This is a genomic window from Bradyrhizobium sp. USDA 376, assembly GCF_054063675.1.
In genome coordinates, this window is sequence record NZ_JBSSGN010000001.1 from 6770154 (window position 1) to 6793438 (window position 23285).

General features: G+C 64.4%; 25 protein-coding genes and 1 pseudogene. 17 read left to right on the top strand and 9 right to left on the bottom strand.

Going from position 1 to position 23285, the window contains the following annotated elements:
• Position 1 precedes the first annotated feature (1 nt).
• A complete protein-coding gene (gene moaC / locus ACVJ19_RS31495; protein ID WP_453953031.1) occupies positions 2 to 517 on the top strand; it encodes a cyclic pyranopterin monophosphate synthase MoaC in 516 nt (171 codons plus the stop codon).
• A gap of 4 nt (positions 518 to 521) precedes the next feature.
• Here the strand turns inward: moaC and ACVJ19_RS31500 are convergent, their stop codons facing one another.
• Positions 522 to 686 (bottom strand): Flp family type IVb pilin, encoded by a 165-nt coding sequence (locus ACVJ19_RS31500; RefSeq protein ID WP_453953032.1) that lies wholly within the window; start codon positions 684 to 686, stop codon positions 522 to 524.
• Between the two features lie 313 nt (positions 687 to 999).
• Here ACVJ19_RS31500 and ACVJ19_RS31505 point away from each other — a divergent pair, with 313 nt between their 5' ends.
• Positions 1000 to 3720 carry a bifunctional diguanylate cyclase/phosphodiesterase gene (locus ACVJ19_RS31505; protein ID WP_453953033.1) on the top strand — a complete coding sequence of 907 codons (2721 nt, stop codon included), beginning with the start codon at positions 1000 to 1002 and terminating at the stop codon, positions 3718 to 3720.
• A 311-nt stretch (positions 3721 to 4031) separates the two neighbouring features.
• A complete protein-coding gene (locus tag ACVJ19_RS31510) occupies positions 4032 to 4787 on the top strand; it encodes an SDR family oxidoreductase (protein WP_453953034.1) in 756 nt (251 codons plus the stop codon).
• Positions 4788 to 4855: 68 nt separating this feature from the next.
• Here the strand turns inward: ACVJ19_RS31510 and ACVJ19_RS31515 are convergent, their stop codons facing one another.
• The gene (locus tag ACVJ19_RS31515) at positions 4856 to 6193 is read right to left on the bottom strand and encodes a S41 family peptidase (protein WP_453953035.1); all 1338 of its coding nucleotides are present in this window, start codon (positions 6191 to 6193) and stop codon (positions 4856 to 4858) included.
• 294 nt (positions 6194 to 6487) lie between these two features.
• Here ACVJ19_RS31515 and ACVJ19_RS31520 point away from each other — a divergent pair, with 294 nt between their 5' ends.
• The 3 genes from ACVJ19_RS31520 to ACVJ19_RS31530 all read left to right on the top strand — a co-directional run bounded on the left by ACVJ19_RS31520 (position 6488) and on the right by ACVJ19_RS31530 (position 8613).
• Entirely contained in the window at positions 6488 to 7621 is a 1134-nt protein-coding gene (locus ACVJ19_RS31520; protein WP_453953036.1) for an alpha-hydroxy acid oxidase, read from the top strand.
• Positions 7622 to 7629: 8 nt separating this feature from the next.
• The gene (locus ACVJ19_RS31525) at positions 7630 to 8262 is read left to right on the top strand and encodes an HAD family hydrolase (protein WP_453953037.1); all 633 of its coding nucleotides are present in this window, start codon (positions 7630 to 7632) and stop codon (positions 8260 to 8262) included.
• Positions 8263 to 8418: 156 nt separating this feature from the next.
• Entirely contained in the window at positions 8419 to 8613 is a 195-nt protein-coding gene (locus ACVJ19_RS31530; RefSeq protein WP_018642274.1) for a hypothetical protein, read from the top strand.
• A 180-nt stretch (positions 8614 to 8793) separates the two neighbouring features.
• Here ACVJ19_RS31530 and ACVJ19_RS31535 read toward each other — a convergent pair whose 3' ends face one another.
• Together ACVJ19_RS31535 and ACVJ19_RS31540 are read right to left on the bottom strand one after the other, a co-directional pair.
• A complete protein-coding gene (locus ACVJ19_RS31535; RefSeq protein WP_453953038.1) occupies positions 8794 to 9003 on the bottom strand; it encodes a type II toxin-antitoxin system RelE/ParE family toxin in 210 nt (69 codons plus the stop codon).
• Positions 9000 to 9281, bottom strand: a complete 282-nt coding sequence (locus tag ACVJ19_RS31540) for a hypothetical protein (RefSeq protein WP_453953039.1) — start codon at positions 9279 to 9281, stop codon at positions 9000 to 9002. Before ACVJ19_RS31540 ends, ACVJ19_RS31535 begins: the two co-directional genes overlap by 4 nt.
• An 80-nt stretch (positions 9282 to 9361) precedes the next feature.
• Here ACVJ19_RS31540 and ACVJ19_RS31545 point away from each other — a divergent pair, with 80 nt between their 5' ends.
• The 5 genes from ACVJ19_RS31545 to ACVJ19_RS31565 all read left to right on the top strand — a co-directional run bounded on the left by ACVJ19_RS31545 (position 9362) and on the right by ACVJ19_RS31565 (position 13610).
• A complete protein-coding gene (locus tag ACVJ19_RS31545) occupies positions 9362 to 10573 on the top strand; it encodes a molybdopterin molybdotransferase MoeA (RefSeq protein ID WP_453953040.1) in 1212 nt (403 codons plus the stop codon).
• 175 nt (positions 10574 to 10748) lie between these two features.
• Positions 10749 to 11450, top strand: coding sequence for a transcriptional repressor LexA (gene lexA, locus ACVJ19_RS31550; protein WP_453953041.1), 702 nt, complete (start codon positions 10749 to 10751; stop codon positions 11448 to 11450).
• A gap of 169 nt (positions 11451 to 11619) precedes the next feature.
• Positions 11620 to 11823, top strand: a complete 204-nt coding sequence (locus tag ACVJ19_RS31555; RefSeq protein WP_453953042.1) for a hypothetical protein — start codon at positions 11620 to 11622, stop codon at positions 11821 to 11823.
• A gap of 190 nt (positions 11824 to 12013) precedes the next feature.
• Positions 12014 to 12445 (top strand): hypothetical protein, encoded by a 432-nt coding sequence (locus tag ACVJ19_RS31560; protein WP_453953043.1) that lies wholly within the window; start codon positions 12014 to 12016, stop codon positions 12443 to 12445.
• 223 nt (positions 12446 to 12668) lie between these two features.
• A complete protein-coding gene (locus ACVJ19_RS31565) occupies positions 12669 to 13610 on the top strand; it encodes a GAF domain-containing protein (protein ID WP_453953044.1) in 942 nt (313 codons plus the stop codon).
• 9 nt (positions 13611 to 13619) lie between these two features.
• Here ACVJ19_RS31565 and ACVJ19_RS31570 read toward each other — a convergent pair whose 3' ends face one another.
• On the bottom strand, positions 13620 to 15902 hold the full coding sequence (locus ACVJ19_RS31570) for a ComEC/Rec2 family competence protein (RefSeq protein WP_453953045.1): 2283 nt from the start codon (positions 15900 to 15902) through the stop codon (positions 13620 to 13622).
• 97 nt (positions 15903 to 15999) lie between these two features.
• Positions 16000 to 16233: a DUF2171 domain-containing protein gene (locus tag ACVJ19_RS31575; RefSeq protein ID WP_453953046.1), complete on the bottom strand. Its 234-nt coding sequence runs from the start codon at positions 16231 to 16233 to the stop codon at positions 16000 to 16002.
• A 386-nt stretch (positions 16234 to 16619) separates the two neighbouring features.
• Here ACVJ19_RS31575 and ACVJ19_RS31580 point away from each other — a divergent pair, with 386 nt between their 5' ends.
• A complete protein-coding gene (locus ACVJ19_RS31580; protein ID WP_453953047.1) occupies positions 16620 to 17948 on the top strand; it encodes an MFS transporter in 1329 nt (442 codons plus the stop codon).
• 64 nt (positions 17949 to 18012) lie between these two features.
• On the opposite strand, the gene ACVJ19_RS31585 is transcribed toward ACVJ19_RS31580, so the two are convergent.
• Positions 18013 to 18375, bottom strand: a complete 363-nt coding sequence (locus tag ACVJ19_RS31585; protein WP_453953048.1) for an SPW repeat protein — start codon at positions 18373 to 18375, stop codon at positions 18013 to 18015.
• A gap of 245 nt (positions 18376 to 18620) precedes the next feature.
• Between ACVJ19_RS31585 and ACVJ19_RS31590 the strand changes: the two genes are divergently transcribed.
• Both ACVJ19_RS31590 and glnA read left to right on the top strand, forming a co-directional pair.
• Complete coding sequence (locus ACVJ19_RS31590) at positions 18621 to 18803, top strand: hypothetical protein (RefSeq protein ID WP_028171775.1); 183 nt, start codon at positions 18621 to 18623, stop codon at positions 18801 to 18803.
• A gap of 128 nt (positions 18804 to 18931) precedes the next feature.
• Positions 18932 to 20362, top strand: coding sequence for a type I glutamate--ammonia ligase (gene glnA, locus ACVJ19_RS31595; RefSeq protein ID WP_453953049.1), 1431 nt, complete (start codon positions 18932 to 18934; stop codon positions 20360 to 20362).
• A gap of 13 nt (positions 20363 to 20375) precedes the next feature.
• Here glnA and ACVJ19_RS31600 read toward each other — a convergent pair whose 3' ends face one another.
• Positions 20376 to 20825 (bottom strand): YbhB/YbcL family Raf kinase inhibitor-like protein, encoded by a 450-nt coding sequence (locus ACVJ19_RS31600; protein ID WP_453953050.1) that lies wholly within the window; start codon positions 20823 to 20825, stop codon positions 20376 to 20378.
• Between the two features lie 118 nt (positions 20826 to 20943).
• Here ACVJ19_RS31600 and ACVJ19_RS31605 point away from each other — a divergent pair, with 118 nt between their 5' ends.
• The 3 genes and pseudogenes from ACVJ19_RS31605 to ACVJ19_RS31615 form a co-directional block, all read left to right on the top strand.
• A complete protein-coding gene (locus tag ACVJ19_RS31605) occupies positions 20944 to 21948 on the top strand; it encodes a ribonuclease Z (protein ID WP_453953051.1) in 1005 nt (334 codons plus the stop codon).
• A gap of 21 nt (positions 21949 to 21969) precedes the next feature.
• Positions 21970 to 22650, top strand: a complete 681-nt coding sequence (locus ACVJ19_RS31610; protein ID WP_453953052.1) for a phosphoribosylanthranilate isomerase — start codon at positions 21970 to 21972, stop codon at positions 22648 to 22650.
• Between the two features lie 33 nt (positions 22651 to 22683).
• Positions 22684 to 22851, top strand: a pseudogene (locus tag ACVJ19_RS31615) (adenosine-specific kinase); the annotation flags it as partial.
• A 40-nt stretch (positions 22852 to 22891) separates the two neighbouring features.
• On the opposite strand, the gene ACVJ19_RS31620 reads toward ACVJ19_RS31615, so the two are convergent.
• Complete coding sequence (locus ACVJ19_RS31620; RefSeq protein WP_453953053.1) at positions 22892 to 23278, bottom strand: YybH family protein; 387 nt, start codon at positions 23276 to 23278, stop codon at positions 22892 to 22894.
• Between the last annotated feature and the right edge of the window lie 7 nt (positions 23279 to 23285).

A 23285-nucleotide genomic window follows, 5' to 3' on the forward strand; every position in this document is an offset into this window, starting at 1 on the left:
CATGGCGCGCAAGACTGCCACGACCAAGCCTTCGAAGAAAGCAGGCCCTGCCCTCACCCATATCGGCGCCTCCGGCGAGGCGCGGATGGTGGACGTGTCGGCCAAGCCCGCGACCGAGCGGCTCGCGGTCGCGGAAGGCCGTGTCGTCATGACCAGGGCGACGCTCGATCTGATCGTCTCCGGCAACGCCAAGAAGGGCGACGTGCTCGGGACCGCGCGCATCGCCGGCATCATGGCCGCCAAGCGCACCTCCGAGCTGATCCCGCTCTGCCATCCGCTCGCGCTGTCCAAGGTCACCGTCGACATCGAGCCCGACGCCAAGCTGCCGGGCTGCCTCGTCCGTGCCAGCGTCAAGGTGACAGGCCCGACCGGCGTCGAGATGGAGGCGCTCACGGCCGTGTCGGTCGCCTGCCTCACCATCTACGACATGATCAAAGCCGTCGAGCGCGGCGTGCGCATCGAGGGGATTCATCTCGTCGAAAAGCTCGGCGGCAAGTCGGGCCATTACCGCGCCTGATCTTCTACTTCAGCGACGTGCTGATCGATCCAAACTTCAGCTTCAGCGTCGAGCCGAGATTGTTGACCACGGCGATGATCGCAAGCGCGATGCCGGCGGCGATCAGGCCGTATTCGATCGCGGTCGCACCGGATTCGTCGGCAATGAAGTTCCTCAAAACGGCTTTCATGGATCTGCTCCTCACTGTGTCGTTGGCAGGCGTGTTCGCAAATCACGTGCCAATGGCGACTTGAGGATCGCCAACGCCTTAGATGGTTAAGCCTTGGTTGATCGTGGCACGACCGGCAGGAACTGACCGGCAGCGCAGATGTCTTGCGGCAATTCCTGCACGGCTTGCACAGCGCGCATCGATCGCTTTTGTGTGTCTCAATTCATGTCGCGTTAACCGCGCTTCCTAACTTCGCCTCCATACCGTTCCCGTAAACCAACGGATGTTTTGAGGATCAAGAATTGATCCTGGCGTGTGCGCGGCAACAATCGACATGATGACGAAATTCGGCAGTCGCCTTTTCGACCAGGCCTTCGCGCGCAGCGGACCGATCCGCTGGCTGGTCGTGGGCGGCACGCTGCTGATCGCCGCGATCGCCGTCGGCGCGACGCTGATGGCGCAGAATTTCCGCGAGCGCGCGCTTCGCAACTCCGGCCGCGAGCTGGAAAACACCGTGCTGATGCTGGCCCATCATTTCGATCAGCAATTGCAGGACTTCGCAGTCATCCAGAAGGACTTCGTCGACCACGTCCGCGCGATCGGCGTTGCCAGCGCGGACGACTATCGCAAGCGTCTCTCCGGCCAGGACATCCACCGGATGCTGCGCTCGAAGATCGAGGCGCTTCCTTACATCGGCGGCGTCAACATCATCGATGCCGAAGGCAATCTGATCAATTCGTCGACGGCATGGCCGGCCCCCAAGGTGAACGTTGCCGATCGCTCCTATTTCCGCACCTTCAAATACGACCCCTATTCGCCCGACGTCCTGATCGAGCCGCTGCACAGCCGCATCTCCGGCGCCTGGACCATCCTGATCGTCCGCAAGATCGTGGGCCCGAACGGCGAATTCATGGGCGTGGTCGGACGCGGCATCGAGCCGGCCAATTTCGAGAAATTCTTCGAGTCCGTCGTGCTCGGCGAAGGTGCGACGATCTCGATGCTGCATCGCGACGGCACGCTGCTCGCCCGCTATCCCCATTCCAGCGAGCTGATGGGACGGAATTTCAAGGCCGGCCCGTTCGAGCAGCAGCGGGTCTTCGGGCTCGATCACTTCGCCGGGCGCTTCATGAGCCCGGTCGATGGAGAGGACCGCCTGATCGCCTCGCACGCCCTGCCCCACTTCCCGATCCTGATGATGGCCACCACGACACGCGCGGCGGCCCTGACGGACTGGCGCGAGCAGATCGGCATCCTGATCTCGGTCGCCGCCTCTTCCGCGCTCGCCATCGCCGGCGTCCTGATCGCGATCGTGCGCAAGCTGCTGGAGCAGCACCGCCTCTCCAGGGAACGGCTGACGCTGGAGAAGCAGCGTCTCGACCGCGCGGTCAACAACATGACCCAGGGCTTGCTGCTGTTCGACTCGGACCGGCGGCTCGTGGTGTGCAACCAGCGCTACATCGACATGTACGGCCTGTCGGCCGCCGTGGTGACGCCGGGCTGCAGCTTCCGCGACATCATCGCTCATCGCAAGACGACCGGCTCGTTCACCGGCGACGTCGATCAATATTGTGAACGCGTGCTGCGCGACATTCATGTCCGCAATTCCATGATCGTGGACACCGCCGACGGCCGCTCGATCCAGGTCCTCAACGAACCGCTCGCGGACGGCGGCTGGGTGGCGACGCACGAGGACATTACCGAACGGCGGCGCATCGAGGAGCGCATCACCCATCTTGCCCATTACGACGCGCTGACCGATCTGCCCAACCGCGCCATGTTCCACGAGCATCTGCGGCAGGAGCTGGCCGCCATCGCCGACGGCGAAGAGGTCGCGGTGCACTATATCGACATCGATGAGTTCAAGGGCGTCAACGACGCGCTCGGCCATCTCGTCGGCGACGAGCTGCTGAAATCGGTCGCAACGAGCCTCAGCCGCTGCGTCGGCCCGACGGATTTCGTGGCGCGGCTCGGCGGCGACGAATTTGCTATCGTGCAGAGCGAGGTGACCTCGCCGGATCAGGTCAACGATCTTGTCGCCCGGGTCTTCCAGGCCATCCGAACGCCCTTCGACTGCATGGGCCATCATCTCACCAGCGACGCCAGCATCGGCATCGCGCTGGCGCCGGGACACGGCACGGCGCTCGACCAGATCCTGAAGAAGGCGGACCTCGCAATGTACGCCGCCAAATCCGCGGGACGCCGGACCTATCGGTTCTTCGAGCCCGAGATGGACGCCAAGGTCCGCGAGCGGCGGCAGCTCGAGATCGACCTGCGCCACGCCATCACGCATGGCGGCCTCGAGGTCTACTACCAGCCCTGCCTCGGCCTGAAGGACGACCGCATCACCGGCTGCGAGGCGCTGGTGCGCTGGCGCCATCCCGAGCGCGGCATGGTTTCGCCGGCCGAATTCATCCCGATCGCCGAAGACACCGGCCTGATCAACGAGATCGGCGAATGGGTGCTGGCGACCGCCTGCCGGGATGCGGCCGGCTGGCCCGACGACATCCGCCTCGCCGTCAACGTCTCGCCGGTGCAGTTCAAGAGCGGCACGCTGGCGCTGAAGATCATGGCGGCGCTCGCCGCCTCCAACCTGCCGGCAAGCCGGCTCGAGCTCGAGATCACCGAGGCGGTGCTGATCCGCGACGACGACACGGCGCTTGCGATCCTGCATCAGCTCCGCGCCATCGGCGTGCGTATCGCGCTCGACGATTTCGGCACCGGCTATTCCTCGCTGAGCTATCTGCACCGCTTCCCGTTCGACAAGATCAAGATCGACCGCTGCTTCGTCGACGACATCGCCGGCCCCGACGGCTCCGCCAGCATCGTCCAGGCCGTGGTCAACCTGGCGGCCGCCCGTCGCATGACCACCACGGCCGAGGGGGTCGAGACCGAGGAGCAGCAGCGGCTGCTCCGCACGCTCGGCTGCTCCGAGATGCAAGGCTATCTGTTCAGCGCCGCCAAGCCCGCCGACAAGATGCTGGAGCTGTTCGCGCTGCACCGCAGCCGGCTCGCACAGCGCGGCGGCAGCGAGAGCCGCCGGCGCGAGGCCGGTTAGCTCTTCGGCCGGCCCGTCACGCTTGACGATGACCTCGGGCCAAAGTATTTCCCCACCTGCAGCCGCCGAAAAGGTGCTGCCGTAGGCGTTACCGTCATCCAACGCGTCCTTTGTCGAGAGGATCCCAGCAGGGAGATCTCGATTCACGAGACGCCACGGTCATGCCATCAATCCTCCCGTTTGCGAACGCTCATCCGTTCACGATGCCCAATCCGGCACGCGCGTGCTGCGATGTCGGTTGTCTTGTCGGCTGGCTCGCCATGAGGGTTTCCGGGGTTGCCGTGGCCTCTTTCAATCGAAAGGCAGCAACCATGAAGATGACTGGCAACACGATCCTCATCACCGGCGGCACCAGCGGCATCGGCCGCGCGCTCGCGGAAGCATTCCACGACCGCGGCAACCGCGTCGTCGTCACCGGGCGACGGCAAGCCCTGCTCGATCAGATCACGGCTGAGCGCCCCGGCCTGATCGGCATGCGGCTCGACCTCGACGATCCCGCAAGCCTGCCGCGCCTGTCGGCCGAACTCTGCACCCGCTTCCCCGAACTGAACGTGCTGATCGCCAACGCCGGCATCTCGCGGACGGAGGACATGAGTGCGGACGGCTGGAATGCCTGCGACGCGGAGGCGATCGTCGAGACCAACATTCTCGGCGTGCTGCGCGTCACGGCGGCGTTCCTGCCGCTCCTGAAAGGGCAGCCGAACGCGACGATCATCGCGACCAGTTCGAACCTCGCCTTCGTGCCCCGCGCCGACTTCCCGACTTACTGCGCCAGCAAAGCGTTCCTGCACTCCTGGCTCCAGTCGCTGCGGCATCAGCTGCGCAAGATCCCGGTCGAAGTGCTGGAGCTTGCGCCGCCCTATGTGCAGACCGAGCTCACCGGCGCCGTGCAGGCGAGCGATGCGCGCGCCATGCCGCTCCCTGCCTACATCGCGGAGGTCATGCAATTGCTGGAGTTGCGGGTCCATCCCCGCGACGAGGTGCTGGTCGAACGCGACCGCGCCCGCCGCTGGGCCGAGCGCGAGGGCCGCTATGAGGCGACCTTTGCGGCCATGAATCCGAGCTGAACTCAAAACGAATTCGCCCGGGAGCGGTCATCCGCTCCCGGGCCATCGGCGTCTGGAAGTCGCAAGATCTAGTTCGGCACCGCAGCCTTCGGCGCCGGCTTGGCGGCGACCGCATTGGCGGTGACGCCGTGGAGGAAGTCATAGGCCGCGTGCAAGGCCTTGTCGTCCTTCTCCTCCGGCGGGACGTAGGACTGCGAGCCGGTCTGCTCGGTGCCGTCGGCGGCTTGCAGATGGCCGCGCATCTGGGACTCCGCCATGGTGTCCATCCGGCCCTTCAGCTCGGGCGGCACGTCCTGGAGGATCTCGATGTCGGGCGCGATGCCCTGGGCCTGGATCGAGCGGCCCGACGGCGTGTAGTAGCGCGCCGTGGTCAGCGCCAGCGCGCCGTTGCCGGAGCCGAGCGGAATGATGGTCTGCACCGAGCCCTTGCCGAACGAGCGCGTGCCGATGATGGTGGCACGCTTGTGGTCATGCAGCGCACCAGCCACGATTTCCGAGGCCGAAGCCGAGCCACCATTGACCAGAATCACCAGCGGCTTGCCCTTGGTGAGATCGCCGCCATGCGCGGTGAAGCGCTGGGTCTCTTCCGGATTGCGGCCGCGCGTCGAGACGACCTCGCCGCGCTGCAGGAACGCGCTCGACACCGACACGGCCTGGTCGAGCAATCCGCCCGGATTGTTGCGCAGGTCCATCACGTAGCCGACCAGCTTCTCCTGCGGGACCTGCTTGGAGATCGAGGCAATCGCCTTCTTCAGGCCATCGGTGGTCTGCTCATTGAACGAGGTGACGCGGATATAACCGATATCGCCGTTCTCGACATGGAAGCGGACGGGGCGCACATGGATGATCTCACGCGTGATCGCGACGTCGAGCGGGGCGTCCGCGCCCTTGCGCACGATGGTAAGCTTGGTCTTGGTGTCGACCGGGCCCTTCATCTTGTTGACGGCCTGCTCGAGCGTCATGCCCTGCACGGCCTCGCCGTCGATCTTGCTGATGAGGTCGCCGGACATGATGCCGGCCTTCGAGGCCGGCGTGTCGTCGATCGGCGAGACGACCTTGACGAGGCCCTCCTCCATGGTGACCTCGATGCCGAGCCCGCCGAACTCGCCGGAGGTGGTCTCCTGCATCTCGGTCCAGGCCTTGTCGTTCATGTAGCGCGAATGCGGATCGAGCGAGGTCACCATGCCGGTGATCGCGCCTTCGATCAGCTTGGAGTTATCAGGCTTCTCGACATAGCTCGCCTTCACCCGCTCGAACACTTCGCCGAACAGGTTGAGCTTGGAATAGGCATCGTCCGCGCCCGCTGCCGCCCTCGCCGCCCATAGCCCGCCCTGCGGACCGGATACCAGAAGGGTCAGGCACACTCCGGTGAGCGCGCCCAGGGGGAACAGCAGGGATTTCCGCATGGATGAGTTAGCCTTCTTGCTCGGGGCTCGGGAGCCGCCATGCAAATGGCGATCCAGCCCGCTTCTCACAACACCATTCAGGTTTCTTCAAGGCCGCCCCCGCGCTGGCGGGTTACCCGCAAAAACCCCTTCGTCCGGACCTAAACTTTTGGCAACGTTCCGAAACCGTCTCGCGCAAAAGACGGGGCTCGGTCGGCCGGCCCGTGCCTCGCAGCTATGCGATTTTAGGATGGTTTTGGAGAGCTGGACGGGTTAGGCGATGACACAAGGCTTCAAATTCTCGGGAGGATAACAATGAACGAAGCGCCCCGCATCCGGCCGGAACGGAACGTCGAACTCGGCGCCAGCAACGAGCCGTTCCAGAATCTGCACGAATTCATCAAGAAGGCGCGCGCCAACCTCAACCAGAACGCCTGGGATTATATCGTCGGCGCCGCCGAGACCGAGACCACGATGCGCCGCAACCGCATGGCGCTGGATGAGATCGCCTTTCGCCCGCGTGTGTTGCGTGACGTGCACGAGATCGACGGTTCGGTCGAGCAGTTCGGCCGCAGGATGCGCCTGCCGGTGGTGCTGGCCCCGGTCGGGGCGCTGGAAGTCTTCGACCCGCACGGCGCGGCGGCTGTCGCCCGCGCCGCCGGCGCGTTCGGTGCGGCACACATGCTGAGCTCGGTCACCGAGCCGGGCCTGGAGAAAACCGCTGAGGCCGCGCCCGATGCGCTGCGCCTGTTCCAGCTCTATGTGCGCGGCGACGACGCCTTCGTCACCGATGTCGTCAGCCGCACCGAGAAGAACGCCTACGCCGCCTTCTGCCTGACCGTGGATACCGCCCATTACAGCCGTCGCGAACGTGACATCGCCAAGCGCTATGTTCGCGAGAGCCGCCTGCGCGCCACTGGCGGCGACTACCAGAAGGGCCTGGAGTGGCGGACCGTGAAGATGATCAAGGAGAAGTTCAAGATCCCTCTGATCCTCAAGGGCATCGCCACCGCCGAGGATGCCCAGATCGCGCTCGATCACGGCGTCGAGTGGATCTACGTCTCCAACCATGGCGGCCGCCAGCTCGATCACGGGCGCGGCGCCATGCATGTGCTGCCTGAAATCGTCGATGCCGTGAAAGGCCGTGCCAAGATCATGGTCGATGGCGGCTTCTGCCGCGGCACCGACATCGTCAAGGCGATTGCGGCAGGCGCCGACCTCATCGGCATCGGCCGGCTGCAATGCTGGGCCCTGGCGGCGGCCGGCGAAGCCGGCGTGACGCGGATGCTGGAGCTGCTGGAAGACGAGGTGCTGCGCTGCCTCGGCCTTTTGGGCGCCACCTCGTTCGCCGAGGTTGGCAAGTCCTGCCTGCATCCGGCCACCGCGACCAACGCGCCGAGCGTGTTCAGCGCGTTCCCGCTGTTCGATCACGACCCGTACCGATACTGAGTGAAAGGATGCACGTGACCTCGCTCTCTCCCGGCAGCGCCGATGCGCTTCTGTTCGATCTCGGGCGCGTGGTGCTCGACATCGATTTCTCCAGGGCGATCGCCTGCTGGGCGGGACATGCCCGGTGCCAGCCCGAGGCCATCGTCGCGCGCTATGTGCGCGACAGCGAAGCCTATCGGCTGCACGAGGTCGGCAAGATCAGCGACGAGGATTATTTCGCCTCGCTGCGGCACTCGCTCGGGATCGCGATTTCCGACGCGCAGTTCCTGGAGGGCTGGAACGCGATCTTCGCCGGCGAGATGCCTGACATCGCCGAGCTGTTGCCGCGTGCGGCGAGTCAAATGCCGCTCTACGCCTTCTCCAACACCAACCGGCCGCATGTCGATCATTTCTCGAAGGAATATGCCGGCCTGCTCGGCCATTTCCGCGAGCTCTATCTGTCGTCCAGCATCGGCCTGCGCAAACCGGACGCGGAGGCTTTCGACCATGTCGTGGCGGCAATAGGCGTGCCGGCGGGCCGCATCGTCTTCTTCGACGACCTTGCCGAGAACATCGAGGGCGCACGGGCGCGGGGGTTGACCACGGTGCACGTGACCTCCCCCCGCGACGTCGGCGATGCGCTGAAAAAGCTCGGGATTTGACGGCCCCCACCCCGGCAGGCGCGGTTCCAGAAACTCGTTTCCGCCCAAAATGAGGAACCAAATCACCTTTGTGCATTTTTGTACGGAGTTCCGGGAACAGAATCCGCCCTTCCGGACTCTTGAGTCCGTTGGGACTTCTACATTGGACTGATCGACGTGCTGGGCAAATCCTACCTCACCAAGCAAGCCTCTCTCCTGCTCGAGTTCGCAAGAACCACCTCGGACTCCGACCTATCCGCCAAGCTGATCAGCAAGGCCGCGGACCTGAAATCCCAGGCCGACCCGCTGCCCGATAAGGATCAGGGTCCCAAAGCGCCGGATGTCAGTCCGGACGCGCCGGCCGGGAGTTGACCGATGCTGGCCGTGGCGCTCGTTCTTCTCGTGCTCGCCATGGCCGTCCTCGTGCCGGTCTGTCTCGCCTTCCGGATCATGCCGCGGAGGATTTGAGTTCCTCAGGTGTCCGAATGCTCGCGTTCCCGCGCGGGATGCTGGATCGTGAACGACTTCGCCGGCGCCCTCATCCAGCGCATATTAGACCAAATACGGGTATCGCCGCGTCACCAGCTTGCGCACGCCCTCAACCTGCTGCGGTCTACCAAGTCGCGGGAAGCGAACGAGATTCTGAAGCGATTGAAGGATCGCAGCACGCACGCGCAACGCGCCTTGCGGGCTGTACTCCCGAACATATTCGGCAATGCTGATGAGATCTTGTGTCGCGCGCGGGGTGAATCGGAGCTTCATCGCTCGAAGCCGCGAAATGCGGCTTCCACCTCGGCGTCAGATGAAAACTGCCGGAGGTTGGCTTGTGCAAGCCCCTCAAGGACCGCTGGAAGATGCCCTGGGTCGATCTCCTCGGCTTCTCCTGCGTTGCCGGTCAAGGCCAGCATCGCGCGCGCAATTTCGTCCTGGCTATCCGCAGGAAGCTGCCGCACGGCCTGGAGCGCTTTTTCGAGCAGTTTTGTCATTGACGGAAGATAAGCCGCGCCTGCGCCAAAAGGAAGTGTGGCTTCTCGCTCCATTGAGGAGCCCTTTTGCTTCAGCCTCTCCGCTCGGCTAGAACCCTGCCAACCGAGTCCTTCGATTGTTGCGGGAGTTCACCGTGGCCCTGATGCCGGTATCCGATGCGCTTGCCGCCGTGCTCGCGGGTGCAGAGCCTCTGGCCGAAGAAACGGTCTCCCTCGACCAAGCCTACCACCGCGTGCTCGCCAGCGACATCGCGGCGCGGCGCACGCAGCCGCCGCAGGCGATGTCGGCGATGGACGGCTATGCCGTGCGTGCGGCCGATGCGGCGACGATCGATTCCCGGCTGATGGTCATCGGCGAGGTCGCGGCCGGGCGGCCGTTTGCCGGGTCGGTCGGCGCCGGCGAAGCGGTCCGGATCTTCACCGGCGGCGTCGTCCCCGCCGGCGCGGACGCGGTCGTGATCCAGGAGGATACGGTCGCGGACGGCAAGCGCATCACGATCAAGGAAGCAGCGATTCCAGGACGGCACATCCGGCGCGCCGGGGTCGACTTTGCCGAGGGCGACGTGCTGCTGCGCAGGGGAACCCGGCTCACCGACCGCGACCTGGCGCTCGCTGCCGGGATGAATCATCCGCACCTTCCCGTCCAGCGCCGTCCGAAGGTCGCCATCCTCGCCACCGGCGACGAACTGGTGATGCCGGGCGCGACACCCGGCCCCGCCCAGATCGTCTATTCCAACGGCTATGCCCTGCACGCACTCGCCCGCCAGGAGGGCGCCGATACCGTCGACCTCGGCGTGGCCGCCGATACGCTGGAAGCCACCACCGCCGGGATCCGCCGGGCCCGCGAGAGCGGCGCCGACATCCTGATCACGACCGGCGGCGCCTCGGTCGGCGACCACGATCTGGTCCAGCAGGCGCTCAAGGCCGAGGGGATCGCGATGTCGTTCTGGAAGATCGCGATGCGGCCGGGCAAGCCGATGATGCACGGGCGGCTCGGCACGATGCGCGTGATCGGCCTGCCCGGCAATCCCGTGTCATCCTACGTCTGTGCTTTCCTGTTCATGGTGCCGTTGATTCGCGCGCTGTCGGGCCGCACCGTGATTCACCATCGCCGCGAGCACGCCGTGCTTGGCCGCGACCTCGATGCCAACGACCAGCGCGAGGATTATCTCCGCGCGCGCCTGGAAATGCGCGACGACGGCACGCTGATCGCCCTTCCCGTCAATCATCAGGATTCCTCACTGCTTGCGAATCTCGCTGCGGCACAGGTACTTCTCGTGCGCGCGCCGTTCGCGCCGAAGGCCGACGCCGGCTCGCCTTGCGAGGTGCTGCGCCTGCCCGTCTGAGCTGCACGGCCACACGCGTTCCGCGAACTTTGCCTTGTTCACGGTAAATTAAGCAGTTGCGGAACATGTATCGAACATATAGTGTCCGTTCATGATTTGTTTCGAGCATGCAGCGACTTATCGCTGAACCCAGCGTCTCGGAATCGAACGACATCAACCGGGGGATTTGGTCGAGATGTTAACGCGCAAACAATACGAGCTTCTGCGATTCATCAGCGAGCGTCTGAAGGAAAGCGGCGTGCCGCCCTCCTTCGACGAGATGAAGGACGCGCTCGACCTGCGCTCCAAATCAGGCATCCATCGCCTGATCACCGCACTCGAGGAGCGCGGCTTCATCCGGCGCCTGCCCAACCGTGCCCGTGCGATCGAGGTCATCAAGCTGCCCGAGCTCCAGGCGGCTGCCGGCAACCGCCGCGGCTTCACGCCGAGCGTCATCGAAGGCAATCTCGGCAAGGTGCGCACGACGTCCAGCCCGTCCGCTGACGAAGGTGAGCGTCCCGTCGCCGTGCCCGTCATGGGCCGTATCGCGGCCGGCACGCCGATCGAGGCGCTGCAGACCCGCAGCCACACCATCAGCGTACCGCCTGACATGCTCGGCGCCGGCGAGCACTACGCGCTCGAGGTGCGCGGCGATTCGATGGTGGAAGCCGGCATCCTCGACGGCGACATGGCGCTGATCCAGCGCAACGAGAGCGCCGACACCGGCGACATCGTGGTGGCGCTGATCGACGACGAGGAAGCGACGCTGAAGCGCTTCCGCCGCCGCGGCGCGTCGATCGCGCTCGAGCCCGCCAACGCCGCCTATGAGGTCCGCATCCTGCCGCCCAACCGGGTGAAGATTCAGGGCAAGCTGATCGGCCTGTACCGGAAGTACTGAGCTGACATCGCGATTTGACACGCGTTGGAGCGGATGATTGTCCGCTCCGGCTGGATAGTCTTTCTGGTTCTGCACAGATTATCCGGCCACCTCTCCCGCGCTAGATCCTCGGCACGCCGCGCAAAGCACGCATCGCTTTGCGGGCCTTTGAGAAACCGAGGAGACAACCATGCGCAAAATCGTCTTGAGCATCGTCACGATGGCGCTGATCGCAGCGGCGGCGTCACCGGCCGTCGCCGCGCGCTCGCATCATGTCCGCAAGACGGAGCCGGCGACGACGAGCGAGCAATTCCGCAACGCACGCGGCGCCGTTGCACAGCCGTCGCAACCCGCCTGGCCGTATTCGGGCTGGTCGGCACCTGCTGGCCGCTGAAGAAGAAGCACGCCCAATGCACGGGGGTTTGTTCCTCGTGCATCTGAAAAAGATATTGTGATGGCGACGTGCGGACCCAAAGCCGCAGATTTGCCCACAACCAAGCAGACCGTTGTATGCTTCCACTCTGATAGAGGCCTGCGCCTCGAAAAGAGACGTGGGTTGCTATCTTCGAATGAGGAGCACCCCGATGTGTGACTACAGCCTGCACGCCGTCGCGACGCGTCCCGCCGAAGTCGGAGAGACGATCGTCACGACAACCTTCCGCGGCACCTCGACGCGTGGCTTCGCCTCCGAAGCCGACATGTCGGTCGCGGTTTGCCTGCTGCCGGGAACGGAGCTCGCTTTCGCCGACAACGTCCGTTACGACAATCGCTGGATCTGGACGCGCACCATCAACTCCCGTGTCGGCAAGTTCGGCAAGATCGATCCGCACATTCCGGATCGCCATCATGATGCGATCGAATTTCCCGACGGCAAATACGTGCTGGTGACTCAGCTCGTCGAAGGCCAGCGCGCAACCGTGCTGCAATTGCCGGTGACCCAGCCGTTGGGCGAGCGCGAGCACAAGCCGCAGATCATCGCCGACAGGCCGACGATCACGCGCCTGCCGATCGGCTGACGTAGCTGCCCCCGGCTCGCGGGTCGGGGCCAGGATTGAAATCGCCATCGCCGGCCGCGGCCGGCGATGGGGTGCGGCTTGCATCTTCGAAAATGCTTTCGCCGATCACCCCCCGCAGTTCTCCGTCGCACGAAGTTTGCGCTGCCCTGCCTGAATTTTGAACGTCCGTTCCGCAGGCAAATGGCCGATGCTGCCAGAAGGCTTGAGGCAGCGGACACGTTCGATGAAGACCTTCATTCGCGTCGTTGAACTCTGGGTGCCCGACCGGACGCGGATGCGGCTGGAATTCGGCGGCGGCCTCTATGGCGAAGGGGTGTCCGCGTTCAAGGCCGCAAGTGAAGAGCTGCGCTTCGGTCGGGATGAGGGGCTTCCCGGCAAGGCCTGGGCTTCCGGCCACCCCGTCATCCTCACCAAATTCGCCAACTCCTACTTCAGGCGGACCGACCAGGCGCTCGCGGCGGGCCTGACCTGCGGGGTGGCGGTGCCGGTGTTCTCAGGTGAATTCCTGCAAGCCGTGATGGTGCTGTTCTGCGGCGACGACGACGCGCATGTCGGCGCGATCGAGCTCTGGCACAACGACCCCGATACCTCCCATGAGATGGGCCTCGTCGACGGCTACTATGGCACCGCCGACATGTTCGAGTTCAACTCGCGCCACACCAGGTTTCCGCGCGGCTTCGGCCTGCCTGGACGCACCTGGAAAGCCGGCCTGCCGCTGATCATCAAGGACCTGCACAACGCCAAGAGCTTTCTGCGCTGGGAAGACGCCGCCGAGGTCGGGATCAATCTCGGCGTCGGCGTGCCCTACCGGACCGGCACCGACCAGAGCTGGGTGCTGACCTTCCTCTCCGCGCAGGCGACGCCGATCGCGCGGCGCTTCGAGATCTGGGTGCCGGATGAGACCCGTTCTGCGCTGGTCTTCCGCGCCGGGGATTGCAGCGCCCAGACCGATCTGGCCGCGCTCTATGCGGACAAGCCCATCACCAGGGGGGACGGCAGCATCGGCGGCGCCTGGGCCACCGGGATGCCCGCCCTCAACGATGATCTCGCGCATGACAAATCGATCGCGGCCACCGAGGCCCGCGCGTCCGGGCTGAGCCAGATGGTGGCCTTGCCGGTGATCGGGAGCGCCGGGCTCGACGCCGTGCTGGCCTGGTACCTGTAGTCAGTCGGCTCAATCCTCAGCCTGCATGTCCGCCTCGGACGGCGTCGCATCGCGGTTGCGGGGAGCCGCGGGCGGCGGCGCAAGGCTCGCGCCGTAATCACCCTCGCCTGCGATGGCCGGCGCCCACGGGCGGTCAGCGCCTCTTGCCTTCACCGCCTGGACCGCAAAGCCGTCGCCCCGCCGCGTCAGCGCGAGCGCTCCCTGCGCGGCGAGACGCGGCCGGTCCACCAGCATCGCAGCACAATCCGGCGGAGCGGGCCGGGCCGCCACCACCAGCGCGGCGCGGCTGCAATCGTCCGCCAGCGCATCGATGCGCAAGGCCAGCGCGACCAGCCGTCCGTCGGCGAGCGGCGTCACGCAGCCGGCTTCGTCACACGACACGCCGTCGGCCAGCGAGGGGCTGCCCGCGTCGCGCGGATCGGCGTCGGCAGCCAGCCACTCCCTCAACAGGAAACTGTCCTTGTTCGCCCGGATCATGTGCAGGCGCCCGTCCCTGCCCCGCACCGCGACGCTCGCGCCGTCCCCGGCGATCAGGATATCCGGCGGCCGCGCCGACAGACCCCAGAGGATCGCCGCCAGCAGCACCAGCCCGCCTGACCAGCGCAATGGTGTGCGCAAGAGGCCCATGACAATGATGCCGAGACTGGCCGCGATCAGCGGCGCGATGCCGAACGCCGGGATACGCCCAACCGCGCCCGGCAGTGCCGCCACCCAGCGCGACACCGCGACCATCCAGTCGATGCCGATTCCCATCAGCCACCAGAACACGCCGTCGAGCCCGAAGGGAGCAGCGAGCAGGCCGAGCAGCCCCGCGGGCATCACCAGCGCCGAGACCACCGGCATCGCGCCGAGATTGGCGAGCACGCCATACGGCGTGACGCGGTGGAAGTGGAAGGCGGCATAGGGCGTGGTCGCTAGCCCCGCGATCAGCGAGGCCAGGAACAGCATCGCAATCTCACGGCCGCCCCACAGCGCGATGCGCGCGGTCGCGGAATGCTCAGGCGAGGCAAACAGGTTCGGCATACCGATCTGCACCAGCGCCACAAGCCCGAGCGTTGCCGCAAACGACATCTGAAAACTGGGATGCACCAGCGCCTCCGGCGCGACCGCGAGCACGATCAGCGCGGCCACCGCCAGCGTGCGGAACGTGATGGCGCGGCGATCGACCATGACCGCGATCAGCACCACCGCGGTCATGAAGAACGAGCGTTGCGTCGCGACCTCCGCGCCCGAGAGCAGAAGATAAAACGCCGCCGCAACCAGCGCCGCGGCCGCCGACCATTTCTTGATGGGGAAGCCGACCGCCAGCCCCGGGACCAGGGCCAGCAGCGCGCGCACCGCAAAGAACACGACGCCGGCGACGACGGCCATGTGATAGCCCGAGATCGACAGCACGTGGCCGAGCCCCGAGACGAACATTGCGTCGTTGACGGGCGCAGTGATCGCATCACGCCGGCCGGTCAGAAGCGCGGTCGCGATCGCGCGGTTGTCGCCTTCGAGCGTTGAGCGGATGCGCGCATCGATCGCATCGCGCAGGCCCTGCATGAAGGCGGCGTAGCGCAGCCGCAAGCCGCCGGCATCAGGCGGTACCGAGGCCGTGATGGCGCCCATCACGAAGCCGGAGGCACCGATGCCCTGGAAGAACATGTCGCGCGCGAAATCATAGCTGCCGGGACGCACCGGCGAGATCGGCGGCATCAGCCGCGCCTTGAGCTGCACGAAGCTGCCGACCTCGGGCGCGGTCCCCTTGCGCACCGACAGCCGCACCCGCTCGAGCGTGACGTCGCTGCGTTGCGCCTCCATCGCGGTGACGCGCAGCACGAAGCGATCGGTGCGCTCGCGGATGTCGCGTGTCTCGACGAAGCCCGACAGCGACACCGAATAGAGCGGTTTCGCCAGAACGGTGTGCGCGATGCGCGCCGTCTTCCAGGTCGCAATGGCAAAGCCTGCCGCGACCGCTGCGATCATGATCGCAGGGGCAAACAGCCGGCTCCGCCGCAACAGGACGGCGCCGAGCATCAGCGCGATGGCCGTCGCGGCCGTCACCCACAGCACCGGCTCGTGATCGGCCGCAAAGTAGAGTGCGATGCCGCTGCCGAAAGCGACGGGGACCCACGGCAACAACCGGCCGGCGCCGGCCTCGGCGCTGGCCCATTGGCGCAGCGTCTCGACGAGCGCGGGCCAGGCACCAAAGCCCGCCGGTGCAAAGCCGCCCGCCGAGGCGGTGCGGCCCGCCGGCCAGGTTCCTGCGATCCCTTGCGAGACACGCTGCGGCCGGCCCGGCTCCGCCATTCCCTGGCAACCCCTGCGATACGCGACAGGCGCAGAGGCTACCGGAACGTGCAGGCGGCCGAATAGCGGTACAGATCAGGAACGAAAGGGATGCGCCCTATTTTTCCTCTTCCATGGTCACGGCCACCGACGCTTTGGCCGACAGCCGGACCTTGTTGCCTTCGACGTCAGCAACGAGGCTCTTGTCGATGAAATGATGGTGACCCCTGTGGCTGCCCTCACCGCTATCCTTTTTGGTCAGCTTGATACGGTTTCCCTCGACGCGGTCGACCGTGCCGATATGGACGCCGTCGGCGCCGATGACTTCCATGTGCTCTGCGATGTTCTGCATGGCGGGCTCCTCGTTGGACCCACACAACGCCTCAGAGACCTTTCCGTTCGTTCGTGACAAAACTGCCCGGCACGATGGGCGACCGTTCCATCTCAGGAGGGGGCGGCCTCGGTTCGGTCGATTGAGCCGAAAGTCTCATAAGACGCCGGCCCCGGCGGGATTACACTGCTTCTCCGCCTCCCCGGCAGACGGGCAGGTCGTGATGGCTCGCGGTACCGAAGAGACCGCTGGAGCTCTTTCTCAGATGGCTCAAGCCTCCCTGAGACCAGGCGTTGCGGACGCAACTCGCAATTCTCGCCTGTAGCGTCGCGCACCGAGCGTACTCCGCGAGCCAATGGGCGCTGAGGAGCGCCAGGAGTAGCGTTTGAATTTGATAGGAGCAGCACATGGCACTTCAAGTACCGAGCGATTTTCGTCGCGTGATTGTTGCTGCATCGGTGGGAAACGTCATCGAATGGTATGATTTCTATATCTTTGGCAGCCTGGCCGCAGTTCTGTCGGTCAAGTTCTTCGAGCAGTCCCACCCGGTTGCAGCCCTCCTCAGCACGATCGCGCTGTTCACTGCGGGCTTTCTGATCCGCCCGCTGGGAGCCTTCCTCTTTGGATGGATGGGCGACCGGGTCGGGCGAAAATATACGTTCCTCATCACGCTGAGCGGAATGGGACTGGGCACCGGAGCAATCGGGTTGATCCCGACCTACCAGTCCATCGGTCTGACGGCGGCATTCCTTTTATTCGGCTTGCGCATGATCCAGGGGTTGTGCCTGGGCGGCGAATATGGCGGCGCCATCACCTATGTCGCAGAGCATGTTCCGGACGACAAGCGCGGCTACTACACCGGCTGGCTGCAGACCTCGCCAACTCTCGGCATCGTCGTGTCCCTGGCCGTGATCATCCTGACACGGACCTGGTTCGGCAATCAGGCGTTCGACGAATGGGCGTGGCGCGTTCCGTTCCTGGTGTCCTTCCTGCTCGTGGCCGTCGCAATCTACATTCGGCTCCAGCTCCAGGAGACGCCGATCTTCCAGGAGATCAGGGCCCGAGGCCAGATGACGACGAATCCATGGAAGGAGGCCTTCCTCAGTTCGAACGTCAAATTCATCGGGATCGCAATCGTGGTCCTGATCGGACAGGGCGTGGTCTGGTACAGCGGTCAGTTCTGGGCGCTGTACTTCCTTCAGCAGGTCTCGAAGGTGGACCCGCTGACCTCCGCCTACATCGTGGGAGCCGCGCTGCTGATTGCCACACCGAGCCTGATCTTCTTCGGCTGGCTGTCGGATCAGATCGGCCGCAAGCCGGTCATCCTGGGCGGCATGCTGCTCGCCGCGATCACGTACTATCCGCTGTATCTATGGCTGGGAGCGGTCACGCAGCCCGGCAACATCAACTATCCGACCGCGATCTTCATCATCTTCATCCTCGTTTGCTATGTCGGGATGGTCTACGGGCCGGTTGGCGCGTTCCTGGCGGAATTCTTTCCGGGCAGGATCAGGTACACGTCGGTATCGGTGCCATACCACATCGGCAATGGCTGGGGTGGTGGATTGGTGCCCTTCGTCACGTCGGCGGCATTCGCGGCGACCGGGAGCATCGGCTACGCGCTGATCTACCCGATTGCGGTCCCCGCAGTGTGCTTCCTGCTCGCGCTGTTCCTGATGCCGGAGACGCGCAAGATCAGCATCTGGCAGCCGATCGAGCCCAAAACCGCATCGTGACATGATAGCCTCTCCTCCGGCCGCCATACGATGGCGGTCGGAGAAGAGCCGGCAACCTCTCGTCTCAGCCGGCGCGGTGTGGCCAGTGATCGTGCCACCAGGCAATCAAGTTGTGATCGGTCATCAATTCCCAGACAGCGAGCAAGATCACTAATAGGCCGGACACTACGCTGCTAACCGTGGCGGATGCGGTCTCGTAGCCGACCGACCAGGGCGCCGCCACCAGAGCCAGTCCCAGCAGCATCTCGCCCCATTCTTCCAGGTCGGACGGGATGACAAAGGCTTCCACGGCAAACAGCATGACGCCGAGCCCGAGAGCGATGGTGATCCAGACCGCCGCCCCGGATAAGCCGAGGATAAAGGACGACAGGACCAGCCATACGCCCACCAACAGGCTGGCAGCGTCTTGCCAATGTTGGATGCGCATGATGCTCACCTCCCTTCTGGTATTCATATGGGGGCGCAGCGATGATGAACCATCCGTCCGGCCTGCGTTGTGTTGCCGCGAGGGGCCCGTCCAGGGCCGGCGTCCAAGCCCGGCCGCCTCTGCCCGGAGAGAGCCCTTGCGAGTGCGGCGCACCCGGATGCAGACTGTCGCCGCTAGACAGGTGTCAATGTCGACCGTTCCCGGTGCCGCGGAAGTTCGCGCCCGGAGCAGAGGGAGATGACGCCATGCGAGAAATGGAAATCCACGACTATGCGCGGCAGTTGCTGGAAGCCCATGGCCCCAAGGCGATTGCGGAAGCCGCTCAAAACGCCATCGACCTCGAGCAGAAGGGCGAGCTCGAATTGGCAAAGACCTGGCGGCACATCGAAGATGCGATGAAGCTGATGCGCGGGCCACACCAAAGCTGAGTGCCAGCGCGCGGAAAGCTTGCCTGACTGCGGCGACAACGCCGAACGTGGACCACAGTCCGTCGCGAGCCGCCAGGTTGCGGCCGAACGGCTACGCGATCTCGGGACGCTAACCTGGGAGCGAAGCCATGGTTGCGAAATGTACGACAGCCGAAGACCTCGTGAAGGCGATCACGGACGAGAAAGTCCAGATGATCGATTTGCGGTTCACCGACCTGCCGGGGATGTGGCAACATTTTTCCGTCCCGCCGAGCGCGGTCAATGCCGATGCCCTCAATGAGGGCCTTGGATTCGATGGCTCATCGATCCGCGGCTTCCAGGAGATCCAGGAAAGCGACATGCTCGTCGTCCCGGATCCGACGACGGCCTTCGTCGATCCCTATAGTCCGGCCAAGACGCTGGTTCTCATCTGCAACATCCGCGACCCCGTGACCGGCCAATCCTATAGCCGGGACGCCCGCTACATCGCCCAGAAGGCCGAAACCTACCTTAAGGGCACCGGGCGTGCCGATACGAGCTATTTCGGCCCGGAGGCCGAGTTCTTCGTCTTCGACGAGGTCCGCTACGGACAGGGCATCAACTTCGCCATGCACGCAATCGACTCCAGCGAAGGCAGCTGGAACACCGGCACGGATGAAGGACCGAATCTCGGCCACAAGCCGCGCCCGAAAGAGGGATACTTTCCCGTTCCTCCGACCGACAGCATGCAGGCGCTACGCACCGAAATGGTGCTGACGATGGAATCCCTGGGGATCCAGATCGAAGCCCATCACCATGAGGTCGCGACCGGCGGCCAGAACGAGATCGACATGCGCTTCACCACGCTGACCCGCATGGCCGACAATTTGATGATCTACAAATACGTGGTCAAGAACACCGCGCGTCAGCATGGCAAGACCGCGACATTCATGCCGAAGCCGCTGTTCGAGGACAACGCTTCGGGCATGCACGTTCACCAGTCGCTCTGGAAGGACGAGACCAACTTGTTCTACGACAAGGGCGACTACGCCGAGCTGAGCCAGCTCGCGCGCTACTATATCGGCGGGCTTTTGAGCCACGCCTGGGCGTTGTGCGGGCTCTGCGCCCCCACCACGAACTCCTACCGGCGCCTGGTGCCGGGTTATGAAGCTCCGATCAACCTCGTCTACTCCCAGCGCAATCGCTCCGCCTGCTGCCGGATTCCGATGTACTCGCCGAATCCGCGCGCAAAGCGCGTCGAGTTTCGCTCGCCCGATCCATCCTGCAATCCCTACCTGGCCTTCGCCGCGATGCTGATGGCCGGCCTCGACGGTATCGACCGGCGGATCGACCCCGGCAGCCCGATCGACAAGAACCTCTACGATCTCCCGCCGGCGGAAGCGAAGGAGGTGAAGTCCACGCCGGGATCCCTTGACCAGGCGCTCGACGCGCTCGAGCGCGATCACGCATTCATGCTACGCGGGGATGTCTTCACCGCCGACGTGATCGAAACCTGGCTCGACTACAAGCGCAAGAAGGAGATCGACCCGATCCGGCTGCGACCGCATCCTTACGAGTTCCATTTGTACTACGACATCTAGGGCATTCTTTCGCCTACCTCTCGTACCAACCGACGAGGGTCGCTTCTCCGATCACGTGTTTGCGCGCCTCTCGCTCGATGTCGCCGCAGGATGCATTGGCCTTTGCCGGCAGGCTCTCCATCGAGAGGGCAAGCAGCCGGAAGTGATAATGATGAGGCCCATGGCCATGCGGTGGACACGGGCCGCCATAGCCCATCTTTCGAAAATCGTTGACGGCCTGCTTCATTCTGGCGTTCTGCGCGGCGTTGATCGCAAATTCCGTGACCGCCGGCGGAATGTTGTAGACTGCCCAATGATGCCATTTGCCGGCGGGCGCATCGGGATCATCGCAGAGCAGGACAAGACTCCGCGCCCCCTCCGGCGCGTCGCTCCATTGCAGAGGTGGCGAAAGATTTTCGCCATCACAGGTAAACCGTCGCGGAATTGCGGCACCATCGGCGAAGGCGCTTGAAACGAGTTTCATGGCTCTCTCCTCGATCCGATTGATGTATCCTAGCTCGATCCTGCCCGGTGCGGAATCCATCGCCGTCCCCTAAGATGAGGGGAGATGCATTTGGACCTGTTGCAGCAGAATTGTTGTCATGCGACCGCTTTTCCATCCTAGCCTGGTCAACGGTCGCTACGGCGATCCGACGGTCTATGTCGAAACGCTGTTCGAGAAGCGAAGTCTGCTGTTCGATATTGGAGAGATTGCTTCGCTGGCGCCACGGAAGATCCGACGCGTCGACCAGGTCTTTGTCTCGCATGCGCATATCGATCACTTCGTTGGCTTCGACCATCTGCTGCGTCTGCTCGTCGGGCACGAGAAATCGGTACAGCTGTTCGGTCCGCCCGGCTTAGCCGAGCACGTCTTTCACAAGCTTCAGGCCTATCGCTGGAACCTGGTCGAAAACTATCCCTGCGATCTTGTTTTCGACGTCAGCGAACTTGGAGCGGAAAATTCCATCTCCACCACGCGGTTCCGGCTGAGGAAAGGCTTCGCAGCAGAGCCATCCGTCTCTCGCAAGACCTTTGCGGGCGTACTCTGCGATGAACCGACCCATCAAGTGTCAGCCGCGATCCTTGAGCATGGCACGCCCTGCCTCGCCTTTGCGCTGCAGGAGGCGGCCCATGTCAACGTATGGAAGAACAGGCTGTCGGAGCATGGACTACCCGTCGGTCCCTGGTTGCTGTCGCTGAAGAAGGCCGTCGTCGAGCGTCGCGCGGACGATCATTTGATCCGGATCGAAGAAGCGGCCAAGGCGGATCGCCTCGTGCCACTCTCAAGCCTGCGCGATCTCGTGACGGTCACTGCCGGCCAGAAAATCGCCTATGTGACCGATGTTGCCGACACGCCGGCCAATCGTGCCGCCATCGTGGCGCTGATTCAGAATGCAGACATCCTCTTCATCGAGGCGGCGTTTGCGGACGCAGACGCCGCAATAGCGAAGGAGCGGGCTCATCTGACCACCACGGCTGCCGGAGAAGTCGCACGGGAAGCCAATGTCCGCCGCGTCGAGCCCTTTCACTTCTCTCCGCGCTATGCGGGAGAGCGGGAGCGGATGCTGGCCGAGGTGATGGCAGCGTTCGAAGCATCTCGCGCCTGAGACTCAGAGAGGTTACGCCCGATGTTGACCCAGATTTATGAAATCTCTACCCCCGAAGAGGCATCCGCACTATCAGCCATTGGCGTCGACCATATCGGCGTGCTCGTCGGAGACGGCCAATTTCCGCGCGAACTGCCGATCTCGGCGGCTTCCAAGATCGGCGCGGCAATTGTACCGCCATCGAAATTCTCGGCACTGTTTCTGACCCACGATCTCTCCTTGATTGCGTCGTGGGCGCGCGAGCTCAACCCCGCGATCGTCCATTTGGGAGCCAGCGCCGAACTGCTTTCCCCGCAAGATGTTGCTTCGCTCAAACGCATGTTGCCCGGGACCGTCGTGATGAGAAGCATACCGGTGTTCTCCGAGGAAAGCGTCGCGATTGCCCAGAGCTACGTTGGCATTGCAGACTTTCTGCTGCTCGACAGCTATCGGTCCACGGACAAGCAGATCGGCGCGCTCGGCGTGACGCATGATTGGAATATCAGTCGCCGCATCGTGGACCTCGTCCGTGTTCCAGTCGTCCTCGCAGGCGGCCTCGGACCGGACAACGTCGCAGGAGCGATCCGAACTGTCCGTCCAGCCGGCGTCGACTCCAAGACGAAGACGGATCAGGACGGTTCGCATGCCAAGGACCTGGAGCGAGTCCGCCGGTTCCACGAAGCGGCTCGGGCGACGGCTAACAATCGCTTTCCGTCGGCCTAACATGCATCGTGTAGCTCTCCCCTGGAGGAGCGCCGCATCTACTGCGCGACGGCCAACCCCACGCAGGTGATCGTCGCGCAAACGGAGCTCGGCCGTGGCGTGCTCGGCGTAGTGGATGGCGCCTCACCGCTGGGTATCGAGACCGACGCCGACATTGCGTGGCGGAAGGACCTACTGAGGAAGATCGGCTACAAGCTGTAGCGACCGGATGAAGCGGATGCGATGAAGTACGCCTCCAGCGCTAGATCAGAGCAGCCCTGGACGACACGTGGTGGCTCGCGATCTTCCAGTCGCCGTCTTCGCGCACTATCACCCAGGTGAGTTTGACCGAGAGCGGCGCGGCCTCTTCGTCGAGGTCGAATGATGCGATCGCGGCCATGTTAATCGCATCGGGCACGACCTGAGCCGCAGCCACCTCGGAGAAGCCGACGCTCGGCTGGCGCCATCGCGGCAGGCCATTGAAATAGTCCGCCACCCCGTCCCTGCCCCGATAGAGTTTCGGGTTCGAGCCGAAGAAGAACGCGTTCTTCGCATACAGCGACGACAACGCGGCCGCGTCGAGCGTCGCGAAGCCGGCGCACCATTTCGCGATGATGGCGGAAACGATGGCGTCGGCTTCGTTGCTCATGCCCGCC